We start from the raw sequence: 21,479 nt of genomic DNA, 5'->3' as shown, positions 1-21,479 counted from the left end.
ATGCCGGAAATCTCCGCCGCCATAGAGCGCATAGCCATTTACCTCGTCCCCCTGCTTCTGGGTGTTACCTGTCACGAGGTTGCCCACGGATACGTTGCCTACTTGTATGGCGACCCCACTGCCAAGGACGCAGGACGCCTGACCCTGAACCCCCTCAAGCACCTGGACGCCACAGGGACGCTGATGTTCATCGTCACGGCCATGATCGGGGCCTTTGTCATCGGCTGGGCCAAGCCCGTACCCGTGAACCCCTATCATTTTCGCAAAAAACGCCAGGGCATGCTGTTTGTTTCCGCGGCAGGCGCCGTGACAAACTTCCTGCTGGCCATACTTTTCGCCCTGGCGCTGCACGGCTTGATACCTTTGCTGCAAAACAACACCAGCCCCATTGCAGCGTATCTGCTTTACCCGCTTGGATTCATCTTCCGTGCAGGCGTGGATGTGAACATCATCCTGGGAGTCTTCAACCTGATCCCCATCCCGCCCCTGGACGGAAGCAAAATCGTGGCTTCCCTGCTGCCCGCCAACCTGGCGCAGCGCTATTTATCGGTAGGGCGGTACGGTCTGCTTATCGTTATCATTCTGCTGGCCACCGGACTGCTTGGCCGTATTCTTCTTCCGGTGGTTTTCGCCATTCGCAACTGGCTGCTGTAATATGTTCAACACGCCTTTCTCATGAGGATATCCACGGAGGAACCATGAGCGCTACGCAACCGCGCATCGTATCCGGCATGCGCCCCACTGGGGCTTTGCACCTTGGCCATTATTTCGGCGTACTGAAAAACTGGGTCGAACTCCAAAAGGAATACGACTGCTTCTTTTTCATTGCCGACTGGCACGCCCTAACCACGGAATACGCCACTCCCCAGCGCATCAAGGGCTTGATCCCCGATCTGGTCAAGGACTGGGTGGCCGCCGGGCTGGACCCTGAAAAGTGCACCATCTTCCAGCAGTCCATGCTGCCCACCCATGCGGAGCTGCACCTGCTGTTTTCCATGTTCACCCCCGTAGGCTGGCTGGAGCGCAACCCCACCTACAAGGACCAGCTGCAGCAGCTCATGGAAAAAGACCTGAACACATACGGCTTTCTTGGGTACCCAGTACTGATGGCCGTGGACATTCTTATTTACCGGCCGCTCTACGTTCCTGTGGGGCACGACCAGCTCCCCCACCTGGAGCTGACCCGTGAGATCGCACGCCGTTTCAACTATCTGTATGGCGAGATTTTCCCTGAACCTCAGGCCAAGCTCACGGAAGCCGCCAAGCTGCCCGGACTGGACGGCCGCAAAATGTCCAAGAGCTACGGCAACTCCATCGGGCTGGGCGAATCCATGGAAAGCATCCGCCCCAAAGTCATGAGTATGCTCACGGACACCAACCGCGTACGCAAAAGCGATCCGGGCAATCCCGACATTTGCAACCTGTTCCCATACCATGAGCTGATGACCGGCGAAGCCGACTGCGCCAAAATCCGCGAGGGCTGCACCAACGCCACATGGGGATGCGTGGACTGCAAGAAACTGCTGCTGGAAACCATGGGCGCTTTTCTCAAGCCCATCCATGAGCGCCGCGCCGCCCTGGACGAGGACCCAAAGCGGTTGCAGGACATCATCGAGCAAGGCACAGAGCGCGCCCGTGAGGAATCCACCAAGACCCTCGATGAGGTCAAAAAACTTCTCAACTTCAACTTCTGAACAACAGGGCAGGAATACTTTTGATACCCGGTTCAGGAGACTTGGCTTTACAGTCTTTATTGAGGTGGTATATTATTACTTCGAGCTGCAAAGACGTGCTTTTTTGCAGCTCGAAGTCGTTGGCAGGGGCAAGCTAACAGATAGAAGCCTGCACCTGCTGCGCAAGCGAAAAGTAAACGTCTGTTATTCGCAAGCATACCACTTACGAGTATTTTCATTCACGATTGCGGCTTGTTGAAGCCGTCCCAAAACAATAATAGTCAGGATGATGATCCGCAAAAGAAGCGCTATACGCAACAAGGCGCCAGAGCCTCCCGTTGTTCATGAGAACATAAACGTAGAGCAGGCCCTGCACGCTTTGAACACATTTCCAAAGGCTTTCATGATCTGGGGCATTATCGGCCTGGATCCGTTGCGACCCAAAGAGATGGAAGACAAGCTGGCACGGGACTTCCCCTACCTGCAATCCTTCCCCTTCCTGAACCGCAACAACTTCAACCAGTATTGCCAACGCTCGCTGAAGGATGTGCTGGTGCACGACACGGTGATTCTTGGCAGTAACGGCTCAAGCAAACAGGCGCCTGTCTGGAAATTGGTTGATCCGACAATCAAGCCCGCGGCCGGATTTCTTTTGCGCCGCTGCGTGGAGCTGGAAGCAAATTGCGAGGACTTTCTTGCAACGGGGCGCAACAGTTGCCCACAGTCCAACCGCATACGAATCGCCCTCCTCGACAGACTCAGCCAATTCGTTTCGCAGACGGTGGACAATCTGGCCCTCCATGCTGATGCAGACAGCACCACCACCGACCGCCACCTGGTAAAGATGGCAGCTGCCGGGCTCATAGAATACAAGGTGCCCGAGACTGAAAACGAGGTGCGCAAACGCTCGGTAAAGGGCGCCTACGCCCGTATCACCAAACATGGCCTCGATGTGGCGCGGGAAATACTCAAACCCACCACGTCATTTCTCGGGGGGCAGAAACGCTGGGAGGAAACGATCCTGGAAAACCAGCCCGACCGGGACATCCTCATCCGCGCCATGGATATGTACGCCGCGAGTTTGCCTTCTTCTGGACGGGCGGCCTGAGCGCTCCCCCTGCCTCCAGGGCAGGGGACGGTATCAGGGCGCAATGTGGAAGGCGCGCCCCTGCTCATAGAAGGGAATTTTCTTCTCGATCTCGCCGGCGATCTCGTTCATGCCGGCCTTTCTGGCCGCTGCAGCAGCCTTGCGCGCCAAGTCCAGAGCCTGGTAAGGGCGCCCAGCTTCGGCCAGCGCCACGGCAAGCGTATCAAGCACGCCAGGGTCTGGCCCGGTTATCTGCAAGCTCTGCTGGGCAAGGCGCACGGCCTCCATGCCATCACGCAAATCTTCCTCGGGCGATGCCGCCAACAGCCAGGCAAGGTTGTTCATGGCCTTGTAATTATCCGGTTTGGCCTCCAGACTGAGCCGGTATTGCTTTATGGCGTCTGCCCGGCGCCCCTGCTTGCTGTAGTACACGCCAAGGTTGTAGCGCACATTGTAGTTGGGCACGCCATCGGAAAGCGTCTGCAAGTACAGGGTTTCACTATTTTTCCAGACACCAGCCTGGGTATGTGCGCTCATGGCCAGCACAAGCCCCAGCACGCAGCCGGCAATGATGCCGCCTGTCTGCAGTTTTTTGCTTGGCAAACGCCCTTCCAACTGTTTCCACACAGACAAAACACCCCATGCAAGCGCCCAGAAGAGCCCCATGTGTGGGATGTAGACATAGCGGTCTGCCCACGCCTGACCACCCACCTGTATGATGCCAATGACGGGGGCAAGCGTTCCCAGAAACCAAAGCCACCCCATAAGCGCCCAAGGCGCCTGTCTGCGTTTGAGGACCAACGCCAGCGTCACGGCCGCCAGCAACACGGTTGCGGCAATCCCCTGCCATGTCGGCACAGGCTGGAACGGATGAAAAATCCCAAGCTCTGTGGGCCACAGAGTCTTCCAGAGGTAGATCAAACAGGCGACAGGAGCATTGGCGAAACGTGCAGCAAGGGGCAGTTCATCCAGCGTAGCCATGGCCCCGGCCGCGCCTTGCGCCCACAGGGTCAGAAAAACGCTTGCCCCAGCCAGTAGCAGAAAAGGCGTTTTTTCCAGCAACAAAGCAAAAAAACGTTTGCCGGTGGGGAGTTCCGCCTTGCGATGCAAGGGCCAGTAATCCAGAAGCAAGAGCACAAACGGCGCTGTAACCAGCATGGGTTTGGCAAGCAGTCCCAAGGCCAGAAACACTGCCGCAAGCAGATAGCGCAGCATACCGCCCTTGCGCCCGTATGCTTGCCAGGCCAGCAGCGTCAGCAGGAAAAAAAATGTGCTGAGCACATCCTTGCGCTCAGATATCCAGGCAACGCTTTCCACATGCAGGGGGTGCAACGCAAAAAGCCCCGCCACCAGCAAAGCTCCCCAGCTTTTTTCCGTAGCCGCCTTGATGAGCAGAAACAAAAGCAGCGCGCAAGCCAGGTGCAACAACAGATTTACAGCGTGCATGGCTTTCGGAGATGGCCCGAAAAGGGACACATCCACCATGTGCGAAAGCCATGTCAGCGGGTGGTAGTTTGCGGCGTAGGCACTGCTGAAGGCCCAACCAACGCCCGTGGCTGTCACCCCCTGCAAGACCATCTCGTTCTCATAGACGTAATCGTCGTCATCAAAGTTGATGAAACCGGCCTGCAGGACGGGCGAATAAGCCCACGCCGTTAAAAGCAGCACAGCCAGCATGGCCAGCAAAGGCGCCAGCGTCCCAGAATGGCTCGGGACTGCCGCTGCCTGTTCTGTACGCAGCGGCGCAACATCTGCCGCGCTTTTACCGCCGGACTGCTTGCGCTTTTTTCTGGATTTTCTACCCACAAATCAGCCTTTAGAGGAGTTGCAAATCCCAGTTGAAGGTGCCGGTACGCGACGGTTCCTGCAAATCTATGGGGCGCTTTTCCCGCAGGGTGATGAACAGCGAATATCCAGCATCCGCAAGAGCCTGACGTTTTTCCTTCAAATCCAATGGCCAGCCAGGGAATATCCATTCCGTACGGCCATAACGCCGTACCCAGAAGCTCTCCCGCATGGGACTTGTAAACGGTGTCAACGGCGTGAGCCCTTCCGGCTCCACACGGGAAATGCCCACAGGCAGCTCCCCGCCAATGACAATGCCCAAGGGAAGCGGGCTCTGATGCGGCAGGGAAAGCAAAGCTTCGGCTTCCAGCTCAGGGCTGACCACGGCCATGGAAAACCCCATGGATTGCAGCGTAGAAATCGCCATGGCGTTTGCAACATTGCAAAATGGTCCTGCAATGAGGTCCAGTCCTTCGACATCGGGGAACAAAGCGGCCTGCCAGGGCTGATTGCATACAAAACGGCGTGCTCCATTGGAAACCAACCGTCGTATCTGCTGGCTGGCGGCCTTTTCTTCCTTTGGCCAGATGACTGGCGGCAGCCACCAACAAATACGGGGGTGCATCGTCCGGGACATGGACTCCAAAGCGTTCTCATGCAGCCAGATACCAGTGTCGCCCAGGGCCTTGGCAGCCTTGCCCTTTGGCAGGGCCCGCACCACTATCATGTTTTTGGGCTTGCCCGGCTTGCCATAGCGGGGGGGCATTTTTGGCGTAAATGTAGACGCCCGCGAAATCGCCCCCGGCGTCTGAATGCTCTCCAGTTTGTCCTTCAATGCGTGCAGCCGTTGCACCAACTGCGACTCGCGCCGGTCTATCAAAAAGACGGGCGTGCCTTTTTTGGGAGGCTTTCCCTTGCCCGGCAAATCCAGACGCCCGCCCTTTGGGATTGATTTCCGCACAGGCAGGGTGCGGTGCCAGGGCTCGTCCTCGTGCCCTATGCGCAACAGATCGTTCTTTATCAGCGGCAGCCTGGGCTTGAGCAGAGCCCTGCCCTCTGGCGTAAGGCTTATGCGCCCGGCAAAAAGCCCTGATCCGCTGTCAGGAGCATCCGGCGGCGCCGCATTCACCGGAGAATGGGGGCGCTGGGGCAAAAACGTATAATGTGAAGCGGGGCGCCCCAATGCTTGAGACAAAATGTCCTCGGCAGTCTTGCGGGCCTGCGGGTCGCCGCCTTGATCGCGGAGCAACTTATAGGCGCTGGTGGTGTAATACACATAATGCGGCGTTTTCTTGCGGCCTTCTATTTTCCAGGCCGTGACTTCCGGCACCTGCAGCAGGGACTTTACCAGCACGTCCAGGCTCAAATCCTGGCAGGAGAAGAACCGCGCGCGCTTGCCTTTTTGCTGGTACACACGGCGGCAGGGCTGCACACAGCGGCCCCTGAGCCCGCTTTTCCCCCCCATGTAACTGCTCCACCAGCAACGGCCGGAAACACAGAAGCAAAGCGCCCCGTGGATGAAAACCTCAAGTCCGAAGCCTTTTGCCACAGCCTCTTCCGGACAGGCCGCAGCCATATCTTTAATTTCATCGATGTCCAGCTCCCGGGGCAGCACCACCCGGCTGGCGCCGTGTTTAACGGCCATCCCTATGCCGGCCTGGTGGCTCACATTGGCCAGGGTGGAGAGATGCAACTCTCCTTCGAATCCAGTCTGGCGGGCGAGTTCGAGACAGGCAAGGTCCTGGACGATCAAGGCATGGGGGTGGACATGCTCGTTCAGCCTGTCCATAAGCCGACCGGCGGCATCCAGGTCGCCGGGCTTCATCAAGGAATTGAGTGTGACATATAGCTTGGCATTTTTTTCAGCTGCCAATTCTCTGCAACGCACCAAATCCTTGACGGAAAAGTTTTCGGCCTGCATTCTTGCAGAGAAATGCTTGAGCCCCACGTAGACGGCATCGGCGCCTGCGGCAAGGGCAGCCAGCAGGCAGGTTACATCGCCAGCAGGGGCAAGAATCTCAGGCTTTACCTGTCGGGTCATTGCGTGCATCTCCTTGGCGCTTTTTTCAGGAGCGCGCGAAACATTGGGTTCGCAGTCCTATGCTTGTATTTCAAGCACACGTGCTGCGACCTTTGAGGACACATGGACATTCAACTCTACCGGCCCGTGTGCCAAGACGTCAGCGTATTGGATTGCGCGCCGTTTGGTCAATGCGAGGACTGGCCGGAATTTTATCGTTTGCGCCTCGAACTCCCCTCCTGGGAGACGTGGGTGCCGGGACAATTTGTCATGTTGCGCCCCCATTCCTGGGAAGGCGACTTGACCTGGGGGCGGCCATTTTCCATTTGCACCAGCGATGATGCTGCGCTCGATGTCTTTTTCCAGGTGGTAGGGCGCGGTACGGACCGCATAGCCCAACTGGAGCACGGCGAACGCGTCACCGTCTGGGGGCCGCTTGGCAACGGTTTTGCCGTGGAACCCGGCGCGCCCACCCTGCTTCTGGCAGGGGGCATCGGCATCGCGCCGTTTGTCGGGTACGCCTTGCGCCATCCAAACCCGGAAGACCTGCACATCATTTTTGGTCACCGCCCCCCGGAATCCTGCTATCCATACGCGCAACTCGCCCAGCAGATCAATTCCGAAAGCTTTCGTGAGCAAGGGCCGGAAGACCTGGAAAAATTCATAGAGCTGCTGCGCGAACGCATGCGGCAATACGTGGGCGACGGTCTGGCGCTGGCCTGCGGCCCAACGCCCTTTTTGCGCACCGTGCAGGGGCTTGCCCTGGAGCTCGGCGTACGCACTCAGCTTTGTCTGGAAAATCGCATGGCCTGCGGCGTTGGCGCCTGCATGGGGTGCGTCACCAAGCGTACTGCAAAAACGCCCCAGGATGCAGAACAGGCTGATGCGAAACCGCTGCTTCCCGTTCAGGTCTGTACCGAAGGCCCCATGTTCTGGGCCGACGAAGTGGAGTTGGAGCCATGAACAAAAACGGACTCGCCGTCAAGCTGCCGCGACTGAAACTCAAAAACCCGATCCTGACCGCCTCCGGCACCTTCGGCTATGGTCTGGAATTCGCCCCCTATGGGGACCTGCGCGACCTGGGCGGCATCGTGGTCAAAGGGCTTTCCCTCAAGCCGCGGGCCGGCAATCCCATGCCCCGGGTAGCCGAGACCCACAGCGGGATGCTCAATGCCATTGGCCTGCAAAATATTGGTGTTGAGGCGTTTCTCGAAGAAAAACTGCCCTCGCTGCCCTGGCGCAACACGCCCATCATCGCCAACCTGTATGCCTGCTCTGCCGAGGAATTTGGAGAACTGGCCGCGGCCCTTGCCAACGCCGAAGGCGTGGCGGCCCTGGAAGTGAATATCTCCTGCCCCAATGTGGCGGCGGGGGGCTCGCTTTTTGGTCAGGATACGGCCATGGCCCTGGCAGTGACCAAGGCGGTGCGCAGGAACGCAGGAAAAAAACCCGTCATCGTCAAGCTCAGCCCCAATGTTGCAGACATTACGGAAATAGCCCGCGCCTGTGAAAAGGGCGGCGCGCACATGCTGGCCTGCATCAATACGCTTACGGGCATGGCTGTGGACCTTCAGACCCGCCGCCCCAGGCTGGCCAACGTCGTAGGAGGGCTCTCCGGCCCGGCCATCAAGCCCGTGGCCCTGCGCTGTGTCTACCAGGTCTGCAACGCGGTAAAAATCCCCGTCATTGGTATCGGGGGTATTGCCTCGGCCGAAGACGCGCTGGAATTCATCATGGTTGGCGCGCACGCCGTACAGGTGGGCACAGCCACCTTCAAGCGACCAGACGCCGCATTCAATATCGTGCGCGATCTGCCCGGCATCATGGAGCGTTTGGGCATAGAAAGTCTGGACGAATTGCGCGGCAGCCTGAAGGTCTGAGCACCACCCGGCAGCACCCCACCTGTCTACCCTCCATTTTGGACCAGGTAGTCAGCCACGGCCAGCACGGTGTTCACGTAGCGGTTACTGCGGTTGTAGCGCAGCAGCACTTTGCGCCGCTGTTCAGGGTCGCGCATGTCGCCCTTCCAGCCCATGGCCTGCAAAAAATTGCCAAAACTCATCACGGCGTCTTCCAGGGTAAAGAGGTCCACGTCGCCGTCACTGTCGCCGTCCACGCCATAGGCAACGGCGTTGCTGGGCATGAATTGCCCCAGCCCGATGGCTCCGTAGACCGAGCCCGGAATCGACAACGGGTCCTCCCCGCCGTTTTCCGCGTAGCGGATCAATGCGGTAAGCTCGCCATAGGCCCAGTCGCCGCGTTTGGCCGCGGTTTCCCGCATAAAGGCCACCTCGTCCGCCCCCATTGGCATATCAGAAAGATAAGGGCGCACCACATCGAAATCCGCTGACAAGGCCATGCTGGCCAATGTTGCAAAGGCTTTGCGGCCGCCCAGAAATTCACCCAGCCGTGTCTCCACGGTAAAAATGGCCACCGCCAATTCAGGGGGCACGCCGTAGCGCTGCTGCATGGAAAGCAGCGTGCCATAATGCTGGCGATAGAATTGCAGGCTGGCGGCCAGTTGTTTGGGGGTAAGCACCCCTTTGTACACCCCGGCCGATTCCGGCGAGGACGCAATAGGGGTGAAATCCGCCGGCGGTACGGGCCACTGGGATTTCGGGCGGGCCAAATCACTCTCCAGACTCGCCAACAGACTGTCATCAGCCTCGCCAGTAAGCGGCTTTCCCTTGGCCTGCTCGTAGGCCTCAATGGCCAAACGGGTACGCTTGCCGGAAAGACCATCCACCGGTCCGGGATCAAAGCCCATGGTGTCCAGCGCCTGCTGTATCTTGCGTGTGCGCGCCCTGTTGAAATGCAGCCGCAACAATTCCTTCAGTTTCGTACGCATGGGGCTGGGATCATACTGCAGCGCGGGGCGGGAAAACAGCGCCACCATTTCGTTCTTGTCAAACCCCTGGGCAATGAGCTTGCGCACCAGGGGCTGCCACATGCCCACCGAATCGGGCAGCGGCTCTTGCGCAACCGGCGGCGCGGGTCGCGGCGGTACGACAACAGGCTCCTTGCCTGCACACCCCGCAAGCAGCAGGGCAACCAGCATGCAGCCAAGCAGACAAATATGGTGAGTCGGGGCGAATGCCCGCTTGTGCGCAACCGCAGTCATAAATCCCTCGTAATGCTTATTTCGTCTGTCGTTTCTATGATTGTCGGATTGTACTACTGGCAATGGGTTCAGGTAAAAGACGCCCAGCCAGCAAGATGCATCATGCCGCCCTTGCTGCATCCTGGCGCTTCTTTTCCACTCTGAAAGCAACAAATGACAGGCACAGGGAGACGAACCCCAATGCGGCAACCACATAAAAGGCGTTTGAAAAGGCCTCCACCAAAGCTTCCTTTGGCGCGATGGAGAATTCAGTGCGCTCAGGCAGCTTGGCATGGGCCAGAACCACAGCCGTAAAAATGGCGCCTTGCAAAGGAATGCCCGTGGTCTGCCCCACCGTGCGGGAGTAATTCATCAGACCGGAGACAACACCCAGTCTATGACGGGGCGCCTGCCCCATGATTGCGCTGTTGTTAGGCGCCTGGAAAAATCCCAAACCCAGGCCCATGGGCAGGGCCCGCAGCACATATTCCCAGCCTGTAGAGTCCACCCCCATGCCGCTGATGCACAACGCGCCGATAATAAACAGTGTCAGCCCCACCGGAGCCACGGTGCGCCCCCCAAACTTGTCTGCAAGTTTGCCGGCAAGGGGAGAGACCAGCCCCATGCAGGCGGGCACCACCACCATCATCAGCCCAATCATTTCAGGGGCGTACCCCAGCACCAATTCAAAGAAGAAAGGAAGAATATACACGCACCCCATGCCGATGAAAACCAGGCTGCTCATCAGCAGGTTCAGGCTCAAAAGCGGATTCTTGAACAGCGACATCTCAAGCATGGGGTGGTCCGACCGATTCTGCCACCAGATGAAAAAAACGGTTCCAATCAGCCCAGCGGCAAGAAGCGCCAGAACGTAGTTTTTTTCAAAGCCGAAATCCTGCCCCATGGTCATGCCAAGGGCGTAGCAACCCAGGGCCACAAAAATGATTATCGCGCCGGGAACATCAAAACGCTCCCGCTTTTCTGGCAGGGGGGACTCGGGCACATTCCGTGTCACCACCCACCAGGCGATGATACCCACCGGGACGTTTATGAGGAAAATGGAGCGCCAGCCCACCAAACCGACCAGAATGCCGCCTAAGGAAGGGCCAGCGGTCAGCCCCAGGGAGACAGTGCCCCCTACCCAGCCCATGGCCTGCCCCAGCTCGCTGGGAGAAACCACTTCTGCAATGATGGCCGCGCCCAGAGCCTGGGTCATGACGGCGCCCACCCCTTGCAACGCGCGGAACCCGATGAGCCACCCCACGGTGGGCGCAAGGCCACACAGTAGCGAAGCAACGGTGAAAAGCACCAGCCCGAAAAGAAAAAGTCGCTTTTTGCCCAGCATGTCTCCCAGGCGTGAAACTGAGAGCATCAGGCTGGTAATGACCAGCAGATAGCTGATCATTATCCATTGAATCATGGCGAAATTGGTGTCGAGCTGTTTCACCATGCTCGGCAGGGCAACGTTGACGATGCTCACGTCCAACGTGCTCATAAGGATGGTCAGGTTGACCCCGATGAGGGCCAGAACCTTTTGCCTGGGAGTCATGGGAGGCGCTTCATTCATCATAATTACTTGCCCAGCGCTATCAATCGATGCGCCGCAGCAGCATGATGCCGTCCTTGGGGAAATGGGCGCGTCCAAAGACCGTATCCACCATGCCTGCTTCTGCCGGGACGCGGAAAAGCACTTCCCAGGAAGGGCCGAGCAAGTCGATGATCTTGTCATCCAGGGCATCGCCACCGTGCGTGCCGATATGCATGACATCTATGCGTTTTTCAGCCAGGGCTTTTTTTGCGCCTTCCAGAACCTCGAACTCCATACCCTGCACATCCATGTGGATGAGGTGCAGGTGTTCGAAACCGTAGCGCTCCATAAGGGTATCAACGGAATAACAGGGCACGACAATATTGCCCTTGTCTTTGTCCACGCCCTGTCCGTAGCTTTCATCCGGGGCCTTGAGCGCACGAAAGCGGCAAATGCCGTCTTCTCGGGCTGCTGCGCCATGCACTGCCACACCGTTTATGTTCTGCCGCACAAAATGCTCGCTGGTCCAGGAGAAGTGGCTGGGTTCGCCTTCCAGGGCCAGGCAGCGACAGCTTTTTGCCTTGACGGGTATGAGCTTGTGGTCCAGCAGACCGGCCGTTGCCAGACACCAGTCGCCGCGCCCTGCGCCCAGTTCGAACATATTCACTTGCTCGGCGTCTATCAGGGAAAGCGCGTTGCAAAAAACCTGAATCTCGACATCGCGCTCAGTCAGCGCGCCCTTTTCTCCGGCCTGGCCGTCTTCCTGCTTGTCCAGTTCGCGCTTTTGGTCGCTTTTCACCTTGCGCATCTGGTGATACCCGTGCCAATAGCGAATCCAGCCCTCTGGGGCCGGCGGCGCCGTTTCCGGCGTAGTGATTGTGAACGTCTCAAGTTGCATGGATTTTCGTTCCTGTAGGCTGAAAACATAGTTGATAGGTGGCAGATTGCAAGGCGCCCCCTGCCTTCGGCGAGTGCGAACCTATCAGAACCGACGCGGATGGCAAGTGTCCTGGGTATCTGCGCGCGCCCGGGGTAACCGCCCCTTGCTTTTCGAACAGGCGTAGCTATGATATGCAGCATCGTTATTTTGGAGTCAAAGCGAATAAGCCATGAGCCAGAACACAAACTACATGATGTGGAACATGACGCGGCAGTGCAACTACCGCTGCAGTTATTGTTACTACCCGCATACGCCGCCCCCTGTACACGAGGCCTTTCCTGCCCGGGATCTGCTGCATTTTCTCGATGGCACTGAGCGCCAGTGGCTCGTGGGCATGACCGGGGGGGAGCCCATGCTCTACCCGGGGTTCGTGGACTTGTGCCGCCAACTGACGCAGAACCACCGCATCAGTATTGACACCAATCTCAGCCTGCCCCGCCAGGTGCGCGATTTTGTTGAGAAGGTGGACCCTGCCCGCGTAGAGGAGTTCTATGTTTCCCTGCACATTCAGGAACGCGAACGCAACAAAGGCGTGAACAGCTTTATTGAAAGCGCCAAATTGCTACAAGCCGCCGGGCACACCGTTATTGTGAACTATGTTCTGCACCCCGATCTGGTGTCCCGCTTTCCCAAAGACAGGGCCTTTTTCAGCGATCACGGCATCAATTTGCGACCGCGCCCTTTCAAAGGCAGCTTCAACGACAAGAAATACCCTGACGCATACGGCCCAGAAGCCCGGGAAATGCTCTCCCTGCACCCCGGCGCAGGCACCAAGATGGTGTACGATTTTTACGGTCTGCCCTGCGAAGGCGGACGCAGCTTCATACGCATGGAGCCTGACGGCACCGTATTCCGTTGCTCTGGCGAAAAGACCATAATGGGCAATGTGCATACGGGCGTGACCCTGTACGACCGTGCAGAGCCCTGCCGCGTGAGGCGCTGCCCGTGCCGCGGTGCAGATCACGTACTGCTGACCGATGCACAGCAGGCCTTTTTACGCGGCCTGCAGATGAATCTTCTCGGCAAGCTGGATGAAGCGCACAAGGCCTACGATCAGGCGATAGACCTGGATCCCATGATTGCAGCAGCGCACAACAATACCGGTGTGCTTTTATGGAATTCGAAGCACCACGACCAAGCCCTGCGCGCCTTTGCCAAGGCAAGTGCGCAACAACCTGGCGAACCGCTGTTCATTTGCAATACGGCCCTTGCCCTGGCAGCCCAGGGTAAAAAGGACGAAGCCTGCCAAACCTGCCGCAACTATTTGGCAAGCTTCCAGGATTCCAGTGTTTCTGAGCTATGTGAAAGTTTGCAGAGAACCCTGGGCAGCAATGGAACAGCCCTGAATGCCCCGCGGTTATGCATGCGCGTGCACCCGGCCGACTAGCTCCCGTTTTTTATGGCCTCTGGACATTAGGGCGCAAACCGAATAACGAGGATGCCCTGCCGCATACAGCAGCTTGCATGAAGCAGAAACACCTTTTTGATGTGACACGGCAACCAATGGCCCTGACGTAATAATGTCCAATTTTTTTGTAAAAGCCCAGGCGACTTCAAGCCACACCCCCATTCGCCCAGAGCGCAGCAGATGCCCCAAACGTTCAACATCCTAATGTATTCACACGACACCTATGGTCTGGGGCACATCCGTCGCACCATGGCCATAGCGCGGCATCTTAACGGATCCGGGGTAAACATCCTTATCCTGACGGGTTCGCCCATTGCTGGTCGTTTTCAGATTCCCGAAGGCATCGACTTTGTCCGCGTGCCTGGCATGATCAAGCGCTCCAATACGGTTTACGTGCCCCACAGCATAAACATAGACGCGCACCACGCCCTGCACATCCGGCAGAGCATCATCCAGGCCACTGCACGGGCCTTTGATCCCAAGCTCTTCATTGTGGACAAGGTGCCCCTGGGGCTCAAGGGCGAGCTGGAGCCCACGCTGCAGTGGTTCAAACAGGAGCGGCCAGAAGCCAAAATAGTGCTTGGCCTGCGCGATATTCTGGACGATCCGGAAAGCACCCGTCGCGAATGGGAGCACAAAAATTTCGCCAGCGTTCTGGAAGAGCTGTATTCTGAAATCTGGATTTACGGGAACAAGGACTTTTTTGATCCCGTAAAGGAATACGCCATCCCCGAATCCCTGAACCGAAAAATCGTCTACACCGGCTATATTCCCAGGCCTGTACCCCCGCAAAAATATTTCGACAAAGGCAAGGGGCGCAAAAAACTTGTTGTTGTCACCACCGGCGGCGGGGGCGATGGTTATCCCGTGCTGGATAATTTTTTGAAGATGCTGGAGCAAAACGGCAAGGCCCCCTATCGTTCCCTGGTTATCACCGGCCCCTTTATCCCCAGGGACCAGTTGGATGAACTGGTGGAGCGCGCCAAGGCCGTAAACGTGCCTCTGGTGGCGTTTGTGAAAAAGATCGAGCGCAAGCTGGCCGAAGCCGACCTCATCGTGAGCATGGGTGGTTACAATACGGTCTGCGAAATTTTATCCTTGCGCAAATCTTCGCTCATCATCCCCCGGGAAACCCCCAGGCTGGAACAGCGCATCCGTGCAGAAATCCTGAAAAAACGCGGTCTGACTGAATTTCTGCCCTGGGACGAGCTCTCCCCTGAAGGGCTTTATGAAAAGGTGAACACCCTGCTCTCCAATTCCGAGGAACAAAAAAAGACCATCGAGTCCTTTTCCATGTGCGGACTCGACGTCATGCGCTCCAGGCTGGAAGCCTTCCGTAGAGAGGCATCGTGAGCACCCCCCGCCCTAGCACACCTGACGGCCAGGGTGTTCTGGGCATGGTCCTGAAGGGCTACCCCCGGCTTTCTGAAACCTTCATTTCCAACGAGATTCGGCTGCTGGAAGAAGAAGGCTTCCGCATCGCCATCATTTCCATGCGGCCTCCGCGAGAAAGCATCCAGCATGCTTCAGTGGCGTCCATCAAAGCGAAAGTGGTTTATCTGCCGGAATATCTGCTGCCCGGCCTGCCTGCCTTTTTGCGCACAAACCTGGCATGGTTCGTCCGCCACCCTTTGCGCTACATGAAAGGGGTGGCCCTGCTTTTGCGGCGCTTTCCTGATGCGCCCAAAAAGCACACCTGGCTCAAACATTTTCTACAGGCAGGCTATCTGCTGCACGAAACGCGCAACGATCCGCCAATCACCCATTTCCATGCCCACTTTGCGCACACGCCCTCTTCCGTGGCGTTGTATGCGGCAGTGCTTTCCGGCACGGACTTCAGCTTTACGGCCCATGCAAAGGACATTTACACCCAAAAGCCCGGACCTGTGCGCTTGAAGCTGGCCCTGGCCAGGTTTTGCGTCACCTGCACACGCTACAATCAGCGCTATTTGCGCTCCCTGTTGCCTCCCGGCTCCGACATGGACGTGCACTGCGTGTACCATGGCATCGACCTTTCGCTGTTTTCCCCGGCGGATCGCAGCATGGAAGCAGCCCCCCCGTATTCATTACTCACGGTGGCGCGGTTTGTGGAAAAAAAAGGGCTTTTCCGAATCCTGGACGCCCTTGCCTTGCTGGACCAGCAAGGAGTGGACTTTACATGGACGCTCATCGGCAGCGGCGACCTGCACGACAAGCTGCTGGCCCGGATAGAGGAATTGGGTCTTGGCGAGCGAGTCCAGTTTACCGGCGCCATTCCCCACGAGGAAGTGCTGGAGCATTATCGCAAGGCGCACTGCTTTGTGCTGGGATGCAAGGTTGCTGCAGACGGCGACCGCGACGGTATCCCCAACGTACTGGCGGAAGCCATGGCCATGGGCGTGCCTGCGGTGGCTACGGATGTTTCCGGCATACCCGAACTGTTGGAGCACGAGCGCACGGGCCTGATCGTACCGGATGCGGCCTTGCAGGAAGGCGCAGCGCCACTGGCTGCAGCGCTCGCACGCGTGCTGACGGACACAGAGCTGCGTGAGCGCACCATTCCCGCGGCCCTGGAGCGCGTGCAGAAAATTTTCGACAATAAGCGCCTCATCCGGGACCTGGCCCAGATTTATAAGGAACACGGCCTGGGCCCGCAGGAGTAAGCGACATGCGCATCGCGTTCTGCACGCCTTTCAAGCCTCTGGACCACCCCCGTCCTTCCGGGGATGTGATGATTGCGCGCAGCATCCACGATTTTCTGGCCCGGCGCGGCCACACCATGCTCTCCCCCCCGCATTTTGAGACCACCTGGTTTTTCTGGCGCCCCCGTCGGTGGCCGGCGCTGCTGCGCGCCATCCTGAATACCCGAACTTTTTTGCGCAATGAGCGCCCGGATTTGTGGTTTACCTATCACTCCTATGACAAGGCGCCTGACGTGCTTGGCCCATGGTTGGGGGCCAAACGCGCCGCCTATGCACTTTATTCCGGCGCTTACGCACCAGTCCGGGGGCGTAAATTGCGCTTTCGCCCCGGCTTTTATTTGAACCGCAAGGTACTCCACGACGCGGGACATATTTTCATCAAAGAAATATGGGACCTGAAAGACGTCAACAGCCTGGTCGGGCCGGAAAAGACCAGCTATGTGCCTCCCTGCCTGGTCACAGAGGATTTCGTGCATGATGCAGCGGCGCGTCAATCTTTGCGTCAGGAATGGCAGGTGGGCGATCATCCAGTGGTGCTGAGCGTGGCAGTGTTTCGCCCCGGCGTGAAAACGGAAGGGTTGAGCCAAGTCATCAAGGCCTGTGGTCGTCTGGTACGGCAAGGGGGGCCCTTTGCCGACCTGGAACTGGTCATCGGCGGCGACGGCCCGGGACGCCGCGATTTGCAGGAGCTTGCCCGCAAGGAAATGCCCAAGCCTGTGCGCTTTCTGGGCATGGTGGACCGCAAAGAACTGCCCAAATTTTACAGCGCCGCCGACATCTTCGCCTTTCCCGGCATCAACGAAGCCGTGGGCATGGTGTATCTGGAGGCCCAATCATGCGGCCTGCCTGTGGTGGCCTGGGACCATTTCGGGGGCAAGATCTGCGTATCCCACGGGTACAGCGGTCTGGTGACACCCAGCTTTGACGAAGAAGCCTTTGCCGCAGCTATTGGCAAGCTGGTTACCGACAAGGATTTCCGTAAACAACTCGCGGAGCAGGCACAGCTCCATGTGCGGGAAAAGCACGACCTGGAAAAGAATTTCAGCGCCATGGAAGCAATCCTGGAAAATCTTGTTCAGGATGCGCGACGCTCCGGCAAACTTCCTGAGGTGCATGTATGACGGCGACCCTCTTCGGCATGCTGCGCCACGGCGAAACAGAATGGAACCGCGCAAAACGCATCCAGGGGCAAAGCGAATCCCCCCTTACGGAAAAAGGGCGCAACGACGCCATGGGCTGGGGGCAAGCCCTTGCGGCATGGGGGTTCACCCGCATCGTTGCAAGCGACCTGGAGCGCGCAGTGGAAACCGCCACCTGCTGCAACCAGGCGCTCCACTTGCCCCTTGAGCAGGACCACCGTCTGCGCGAACAAGACTGGGGGCGCTGGGTCGGCATGCTCATCCGTGATATCCGCAGCAAGTACCCGGTGAACCTGGCAGACCAGGAACGCAAGGGCTGGGACTTTACCCCACCAGAAGGCGAAAACAGGCGGCAGGTGCTGGCCCGCACCCTGGAGTGCATTGCCGCGTTGGCGCGCACCTATCCCGGGGAGCGCATACTGCTCGTCAGCCACAAGGGCGTTCTGCGCACCATGGCCCACCACCTGCTGCACAGCGACTACACGCCGGAAAGCCTGGGTGGCGTGGACCCTGTTGCCCGTGGTAAGCTCTTGCTGCTGACCTGCACTGATGCAGACACGGAAAACGGGCTTTCACTCCTTGCATCGGCCCACCCCTTGGAGAAGCCAATCTGATGCGCGTCCTTGTTTATTGCCAACACGTTCTCGGCATGGGGCACTTGTACCGCAGCCTTGAAATCGTGCGGGCATTCGCTGCATCGCAAACCGGTGGCGGACATGACGTCGTTTTTGTCACCGGGGGGCCCGAGGCTCCAGTGTCCCTGCCCCCCGGCGTCAGGCACGAGCAATTGCCGGGCCTGCGCATGGACGAACAATTTTCGCAACTCCTTCCCGTCACGCCACCTCCGGATATTGCTCCAGAAGAAGCCCTGGAAAGCATCAAGAAAGAAAGACGGGCGCGCCTGCTGGAAATAGTGCAGGAATGCCGCCCCCATGTTTTTCTGGTGGAGCTGTATCCCTTTGGCCGGCGGCAATTTGGCTTTGAGCTGCTCCCTGCTCTGGAGCTGGCGCATTCCGGCAGACTGGGCCCCTGCCGTACGGTCTGCAGCGTGCGCGACATCCTGGTGGAAAAAAAGGACCAGGCAAAATACGAACGCAGGGTGCTCGCCCCTTTGAATAAACATTTCGATCTGGTCTTGGTGCACAGCGACCCGGAAGCCATCAGTCTGGAGCGCACCTTTTCCAGAATGGCGGACGTGCGCCCCGCCATTACGTACACGGGGTATGTGGCCCAGCAACCCGGAGCAGCCTCCGGCGCCGCCCTGCGCGCCGAATTGGGCATGCAGGATGACGAGTACCTTGTCGTGGCCAGCGCTGGCAGCGGCAGTGTGGGGGGGGAGCTGCTTGAAGCAGTCATACGCGCTTCTTCCCACCTTGCAGAGGCTCTGCCACACCGTCTTGCCGTTTTCAGCGGCCCGCTCATGGATGCTACCGTTTTTACCCGCCTGCAAAGCCTTGCAAAGCAGCAGCCGCATGTGCGATTGCGCCGACACTCCAAGCGTTTTCCCGCCTGGTTGGACGCAGCCTCCCTTTCCGTAAGCATGGGAGGGTACAACACTGTCCTGGCCCTGGCCGCCGCCAACAGATACGGGCTTGTCCTGCCCTTTGCGCAAAACCGCGAGCAGCGCATGCGCGCCGAACTCTTGCAGCAGCGTGGCCTGCTGGGTGTGCTTGCCCCAGAAGACCTGGAGCCGGAGCGCCTTGCCGGACGCATGCGCCAGGCGCTGCTCGCCCCTCCTGAAAGAAGCGCCAAGCTGGACATCAAGGGCGCGCAAAAAACCGTTGCCTGTCTGGAACACCTGCAGTCCCGCCCCATACGGCGGGGGGCGGTGAAGCGCACCCCCTGCCAGCCATGGCTGGACCATACTGCTGCAGAAGAATCATTTTTCGAGCATTTGCAGGATCTGTGCGCCAGGTATAAGACCGCGCAAGTATTTTTCCGTGCGGATGATGTTGCCATCCCAGGAAAATCCGGAGGCGCTCTGGAGCAACTCTTGTCCATTTTCCTGCGGCATGAGACCCCGCTCTGGCCCGCGGTGGTGCCTGCGTGGCTCACAGAAGCACACTGGCGCACACTTCAGAAAATTTCGCGCAGCGCTCCACTTTTTTGCTGGCATCAACACGGGTGGCGGCACGCCGGGCATGAAATATGCGGCAAGAATAGTGAATTCGGCTCCGGCCGCGCCCTTGCCTTGAAAAAACAAGATCTCATCAAGGGGCGTGATCGGCTGGCGCAGATCATGGGCAGGGAAGTGACCCCCTGCTTTACCCCGCCGTGGAACCGCATGAGCAGCGACGCCCTGGCCCTGCTGCCTGAAATTGGGCTACAGGCCATATCCGGAGATGCAAAGCTCTGCGCACAGGCCGCAGCCTTGTCGGACCTGCTCTCCCTGCCTGTGCACCTTGACCTGCACACCCGCAAAGAGGGCGCAGCCACCCAGGCGTGGCGCGGCATGCTTGCGGATATCGAAACCGGCCTTGCAACAGGACGCCTGGGGGTTATGCTGCACCACCAGCGCATGAACAAATCGGCCTGTGACACGCTTGACAGGATACTGTCCGTCTTGCAACGCTGTAGCATCCAGGCTGTTGGCCGGGAAATCCTCTGACTGGAATACTCATGGATTTCTCCACCATTCTCCTCCTTGCCGTCGCCCTGGCCATGGACGCTTTTGCCGTCTCCATCGCCACCGGTGTCTGCCTGCGCAACGTCACCACACGCCAGACATTTCGGCTGGCCTGGCATTTTGGGCTGTTTCAGGCTGCCATGCCTGTGTTGGGGTGGTTACTGGGGCTTTCCGTCCGGTCTTTCATGGAAAACTGGGCACATTGGGTCGCCTTTGGTCTGCTTCTCTTCATTGGCGGGCGCATGCTCTGGGAATCCTTTCAGAATGAGGAAAGCCGCGACCGCTGCGACCCCACCACGGGGATGAACCTGGTGATGCTCAGCGTGGCCACAAGCATTGATGCCCTTGCTGTTGGGCTTTCACTATCCTTGTTAGGGCAGAGTATCTGGTTTCCCGCCCTTATCATTGGCGTCGTCTGCATTCTGTTCACGGCTGGAGGTTTGCATATCGGCGCCGTATTCACCCGCTCCTCCAGGCTGTCGAAAATCGCGGAGCGCCTCGGGGGGGGCGTCCTGATCTTGATTGGCCTTAACATCCTGCGCACGGCGGGCGTCTTTTCCTGATGCGCTCCATTGCGCAAAGAAACGCGCCCGACACTTGCTAGGGCTCTGCGAGTCGTTTATTACATGGAGCAGATTGCATTGAACAATTTGCATCCAAACTGGCATGCGCTTTCACCAGCCCATTGCAGGCTATCCATTCAGCACTTCAAACCCGACAGGTACGCCATGAAAAAGCTCGTAATCACCTTTGTTTTGGCTGTGGCCCTGCCCCTGGCAATACTGGCCCCGGCTATGGCCATGGACCTTAGCGAAGGCTTCATCGGCCAGAAATGGGGAATGCCCCTGACCGAGGCCGACGGCTTCAAGAAGCTGCGCACTACGGGCATCATCGACTATTACAAGAACGAGAAGATTACCTACAAGTTTTCTGAGACAGAAACGGCAGACGTTGTCTTTGGTGGCATTCAGGACCAACTGTTCGCGATATTCATCAAGTTGCAGAACGAAAAACAGTACTCCCGCATGAAAGACTACCTGCTGAGCAAATTCGGCATGGCCAAGGTGAAGGACCAGGTGGACTTCCAGGAACACACCTGGGTGCTTTACAATAATAAAGTCCGGGTAAAGCTGAAAAAAGCCACCAACGGTGAAAGCATGAAGCTGGCGATATACTACCTGCCCCTTTCCCGACCAGATGTGCCTGTCTTCAATAAGAGTTTGGACGATTCTCCGTCAGCAGGCTTTAACCAGGGGCCTATGCCGCCCTCCGCAATTCCCCTGCTGTCGTTCTAGCCATACAATCCATATCCTGCTTTTCAAAAGGCGTCGCTCCTGCTTCTGGAGCAACGCCTTTTTTTCTAATCATTATTGCAAGGACAAAAGGCTTTAAAACAAACCTTTATTAATATTGTGTAAAAGATTTTAACGTGACAATGCCGCAGGACAATGCCAATATTGCTCCACAGTACAAATCTATAAAACAGAACAGC

At 58.0% G+C, this 21,479-nt stretch carries 18 protein-coding genes; 13 read left to right on the top strand and 5 right to left on the bottom strand.

All coding sequences use genetic code 11. The annotated features are described in order from the left end of the window. The 3 genes from ACZ5EH_RS09305 (at position 1) to ACZ5EH_RS09295 (ending at position 2,781) form a co-directional block, all read left to right on the top strand. Entirely contained in the window at positions 1–654 is a 654-nt protein-coding gene (locus ACZ5EH_RS09305; RefSeq protein WP_464277847.1) for a site-2 protease family protein, read from the top strand. Between the two features lie 44 nt (positions 655–698). Then, positions 699–1,694: a tryptophan--tRNA ligase gene (gene trpS, locus ACZ5EH_RS09300; protein ID WP_464277846.1), complete on the top strand. Its 996-nt coding sequence runs from the start codon at positions 699–701 to the stop codon at positions 1,692–1,694. Between the two features lie 265 nt (positions 1,695–1,959). After that, on the top strand, positions 1,960–2,781 hold the full coding sequence (locus ACZ5EH_RS09295) for a hypothetical protein (RefSeq protein WP_464277845.1): 822 nt from the start codon (positions 1,960–1,962) through the stop codon (positions 2,779–2,781). A 33-nt stretch (positions 2,782–2,814) separates the two neighbouring features. Here the strand turns inward: ACZ5EH_RS09295 and ACZ5EH_RS09290 are convergent, their stop codons facing one another. Both ACZ5EH_RS09290 and ACZ5EH_RS09285 read right to left on the bottom strand, forming a co-directional pair. After that, positions 2,815–4,566, bottom strand: coding sequence for a phospholipid carrier-dependent glycosyltransferase (locus ACZ5EH_RS09290; RefSeq protein ID WP_464277844.1), 1,752 nt, complete (start codon positions 4,564–4,566; stop codon positions 2,815–2,817). Between the two features lie 10 nt (positions 4,567–4,576). Further along, entirely contained in the window at positions 4,577–6,586 is a 2,010-nt protein-coding gene (locus tag ACZ5EH_RS09285) for a peptidase U32 family protein (protein WP_464277843.1), read from the bottom strand. Between the two features lie 102 nt (positions 6,587–6,688). On the opposite strand from ACZ5EH_RS09285, the gene ACZ5EH_RS09280 reads away from it, so the two are divergent. Both ACZ5EH_RS09280 and ACZ5EH_RS09275 read left to right on the top strand, forming a co-directional pair. Continuing rightward, the gene (locus tag ACZ5EH_RS09280) at positions 6,689–7,528 is read left to right on the top strand and encodes an iron-sulfur cluster-binding protein (RefSeq protein WP_464277842.1); all 840 of its coding nucleotides are present in this window, start codon (positions 6,689–6,691) and stop codon (positions 7,526–7,528) included. Further along, positions 7,525–8,445, top strand: coding sequence for a dihydroorotate dehydrogenase (locus ACZ5EH_RS09275; protein WP_464277841.1), 921 nt, complete (start codon positions 7,525–7,527; stop codon positions 8,443–8,445). The genes ACZ5EH_RS09280 and ACZ5EH_RS09275 overlap by 4 nt, the downstream gene beginning before the upstream one ends. Positions 8,446–8,471: 26 nt before the next feature. Here ACZ5EH_RS09275 and ACZ5EH_RS09270 read toward each other — a convergent pair whose 3' ends face one another. The 3 genes from ACZ5EH_RS09270 to ACZ5EH_RS09260 all read right to left on the bottom strand — a co-directional run bounded on the left by ACZ5EH_RS09270 (position 8,472) and on the right by ACZ5EH_RS09260 (position 12,091). Further along, on the bottom strand, positions 8,472–9,686 hold the full coding sequence (locus ACZ5EH_RS09270) for a lytic murein transglycosylase (protein WP_464277840.1): 1,215 nt from the start codon (positions 9,684–9,686) through the stop codon (positions 8,472–8,474). 100 nt (positions 9,687–9,786) lie between these two features. Then, positions 9,787–11,214: an MFS transporter gene (locus ACZ5EH_RS09265; RefSeq protein WP_464277839.1), complete on the bottom strand. Its 1,428-nt coding sequence runs from the start codon at positions 11,212–11,214 to the stop codon at positions 9,787–9,789. A 40-nt stretch (positions 11,215–11,254) separates the two neighbouring features. Continuing rightward, the gene (locus tag ACZ5EH_RS09260) at positions 11,255–12,091 is read right to left on the bottom strand and encodes an FkbM family methyltransferase (protein WP_464277838.1); all 837 of its coding nucleotides are present in this window, start codon (positions 12,089–12,091) and stop codon (positions 11,255–11,257) included. A gap of 211 nt (positions 12,092–12,302) precedes the next feature. Between ACZ5EH_RS09260 and ACZ5EH_RS09255 the strand changes: the two genes are divergently transcribed. The 8 genes from ACZ5EH_RS09255 (at position 12,303) to ACZ5EH_RS09220 (ending at position 21,282) form a co-directional block, all read left to right on the top strand. Continuing rightward, entirely contained in the window at positions 12,303–13,520 is a 1,218-nt protein-coding gene (locus tag ACZ5EH_RS09255) for a radical SAM protein (protein WP_464277837.1), read from the top strand. A gap of 201 nt (positions 13,521–13,721) precedes the next feature. Further along, the gene (locus tag ACZ5EH_RS09250) at positions 13,722–14,894 is read left to right on the top strand and encodes a glycosyltransferase family protein (RefSeq protein WP_464277836.1); all 1,173 of its coding nucleotides are present in this window, start codon (positions 13,722–13,724) and stop codon (positions 14,892–14,894) included. A gap of 44 nt (positions 14,895–14,938) precedes the next feature. Then, positions 14,939–16,183 (top strand): glycosyltransferase, encoded by a 1,245-nt coding sequence (locus tag ACZ5EH_RS09245; protein WP_464278285.1) that lies wholly within the window; start codon positions 14,939–14,941, stop codon positions 16,181–16,183. A 5-nt stretch (positions 16,184–16,188) separates the two neighbouring features. Further along, positions 16,189–17,343 carry a glycosyltransferase family 4 protein gene (locus ACZ5EH_RS09240; RefSeq protein ID WP_464277835.1) on the top strand — a complete coding sequence of 385 codons (1,155 nt, stop codon included), beginning with the start codon at positions 16,189–16,191 and terminating at the stop codon, positions 17,341–17,343. Beyond that, positions 17,340–17,975 (top strand): histidine phosphatase family protein, encoded by a 636-nt coding sequence (locus ACZ5EH_RS09235; protein WP_464277834.1) that lies wholly within the window; start codon positions 17,340–17,342, stop codon positions 17,973–17,975. Before ACZ5EH_RS09240 ends, ACZ5EH_RS09235 begins: the two co-directional genes overlap by 4 nt. Further along, on the top strand, positions 17,975–19,969 hold the full coding sequence (locus ACZ5EH_RS09230; RefSeq protein ID WP_464277833.1) for a hypothetical protein: 1,995 nt from the start codon (positions 17,975–17,977) through the stop codon (positions 19,967–19,969). Before ACZ5EH_RS09235 ends, ACZ5EH_RS09230 begins: the two co-directional genes overlap by 1 nt. Positions 19,970–19,980: 11 nt before the next feature. Beyond that, positions 19,981–20,550 (top strand): manganese efflux pump MntP, encoded by a 570-nt coding sequence (locus tag ACZ5EH_RS09225; RefSeq protein WP_464277832.1) that lies wholly within the window; start codon positions 19,981–19,983, stop codon positions 20,548–20,550. Positions 20,551–20,715: 165 nt separating this feature from the next. Next, positions 20,716–21,282 (top strand): hypothetical protein, encoded by a 567-nt coding sequence (locus ACZ5EH_RS09220; RefSeq protein ID WP_464277831.1) that lies wholly within the window; start codon positions 20,716–20,718, stop codon positions 21,280–21,282. Positions 21,283–21,479 lie beyond the last annotated feature (197 nt).

The sequence above is a fragment of the Desulfovibrio biadhensis genome, from assembly GCF_055388615.1.
This window is presented reverse-complemented; position numbering and strand designations above follow the sequence as displayed.